Source organism: Polaribacter sp. BAL334 (assembly GCF_015767435.1).
Taxonomy (GTDB): Bacteria; Bacteroidota; Bacteroidia; order Flavobacteriales; family Flavobacteriaceae; genus Polaribacter.
On record NZ_JADWOV010000036.1, the window covers coordinates 1 to 1,294 of the forward strand.

Annotated in this window: 1 protein-coding gene; it reads right to left on the bottom strand. The window is 32.1% G+C overall.

What is annotated here, in order from left to right:
* Positions 1-1,294 (bottom strand): hypothetical protein (locus IU405_RS00195; protein WP_197436657.1); only part of this gene is annotated, 1,294 nt, incomplete at both ends.

The following is a 1,294-nucleotide window of genomic DNA, read 5'->3' on the forward strand; positions in this document are numbered from 1 at the left end:
ATTTGCAGCTGCATCTGTAGTATAAGCTAGTTTAAGATTCGTTAAATCTGTTAAACCTGAAATATTTCCAGTAACTGCAAACAAGGTAACTTTTATTATTTGAACATCATAAGTTGCAGAATCTTGAGTAACTTCTAAAACTGATTCATTTCCTAATAAATACCCATTTGCACCTCCTACACTTGCAGTATAGGTATAATCTGCTGGTAAATCTATAGTATAAACTCCATTAGAAACCACAGCTGAAAATGTTTTACCTGCTTCATTTGTAAAATCAATTGTATAATTATTGGGTAAATCTGGAGCATTTGCAGTATCAACATTTCCTGTTATAGTAACATATTTCGCTTCTCTTCTGTATATTCTGTAATAACTTGGCTTATCATTTGGCATATGAATTTTGTATTCCCCAGAAACTTTGGCTACAAATTTTACTTCTTGTAAACTACTTCCTACTGTAATTTCATCATCTTGAATAGATTGATTAGAAACAAACTCAAAATGAACATTCCCTACTCCATTTTGAGAATTCATAAGTATTGTAATCTCATCATCCTCATTCAAAGTTAAATTTATATATCTTGCTGATGAAGAAGTGTTTACATACAATCTTCCAGAAACACTAGTATCTGTTGTACCTAAATTAGAATCAAATCTTGTAAGATTTACATTAGTTGTTCTTAAACGATCACTAGTACTACTTGTACTTACCCAAGTTAAAATGCCTTCTGTAAAAGTAGATGGTAAATTAACTCCAGAAGTTCCAGGATTTATGCCTGAATACCAAGCGTTTATTTTATCTACATTTAACATATTGTTATATAGTACTTCATCTAATTGAGCTGCTCCAAAATCCCAAACGTCTGTTTTAGTGATTGTTGAGGTCAAATTTGTTACTTGAATAGCTGGAGTATATGCATTAGCTCCACTAAAAGTAAAATATAAAGTAGTAGGGCCTCCAACGTAATTAAACTCATAAAAACCTGTTTTATCTTCTGTTACTTTTACATCAAAGGCTCCTAAATCTGATCCTCCAGCAGTTGTTCCACCACTCATAGTACCTTGACTATAAATAGATCCATAAAAGCGAACTATTGTATTAGAACCTTCTACATCAATCTCTAAAGAATTACCATTTTTAAATACAACTCCATATCCTGAACTGTGCCATAATGAAGTAGCTGATTCAGTTCTTAACTTTCCATCTGGACTTGTTGTAGATGTTACTGGATCCCATTGTGAACCTGTATTTGTAAATGTAGAGCCATCCTTTAAATTGTAGACTGTATAAGGA